Origin of the sequence: Streptococcus taonis (genome assembly GCF_029948085.1) — a bacterium.
Classification (GTDB): domain Bacteria; phylum Bacillota; class Bacilli; order Lactobacillales; family Streptococcaceae; genus Streptococcus; species Streptococcus taonis.
In genome coordinates this window covers 1-792 of the sequence record NZ_JARZZP010000038.1, presented here as the reverse complement: position 1 = coordinate 792, position 792 = coordinate 1, and the positions used below count along the sequence as shown (strand labels likewise).

Below are 792 nucleotides of genomic sequence, written 5' to 3'. Positions count from 1 at the left end.
AAGTTTTCTGGCAATATCGTAATAGGGACTAAACATATCCATTGTAATGACTTTCACGCGACTTCTCACCTGACTAGAATAACGAAGAAAATGATTGCGAATAGTCGCTTGAGTTCGTCCATCCAGAATAGTTACGATCTTTCTGGAATCAAAATCCTGTGCAATGAAACTCATCTTACCTTTCTTGAAGCTGTATTCATCCCAAGACATGTGAGTTGGAAGGAAAGATAAATCTGTCTTGAATTTGAATTCTTTCAATTTACGAATGACTGTCGAAGTAGAGACAGATAGACTTTCTGCGATAGCCGTCATAGGGACTTTCTCGATTAATTTTTGAGTGATTTTCTGGTTGACGATGGTCGCGATTTGGTGATTCTTTTTGACTAAGGAAGTCTCTGCGACAGCTATTTTCCCGCAGACTTTACAACGGAAACGGCGTTTTCTCAATCGAATGAGTGTCTTATAGCCTGCACACTCTAGATAGGGGATTTTAGATTCTTTCTGGAAGTCATATTTAGTCATTTGCCCTAGGCAGTGATGACACTTAGGAGCAGGATAATCTAGCTTAGCGATGACTTCTTTATGAGTTCCAGCATCAAGATAATCCAAGATTTTGATGTTCTTGTCTTTAATTCCGAGTAAGTTTGTGATAAAATTTAATTGTTCCATAAGATTCTTTCTAATGATGGTTTGGTCGCTTTTCATTATAGGTCTTATGGGACTTTTTTTCTACAACAAAATAGGCTCCATAATTCCTATGGTGGTTTTACCCACTACAGAAATTATAGAGCC

At 37.8% G+C, this 792-nt stretch carries 1 protein-coding gene; it reads right to left on the bottom strand.

The genetic code is table 11. The features are described 5' to 3' along the window. Positions 1–669 (bottom strand): transposase (locus QEZ38_RS09755; RefSeq protein WP_281335785.1); only part of this gene is annotated, 669 nt, incomplete at its 3' end. Positions 670–792 lie beyond the last annotated feature (123 nt).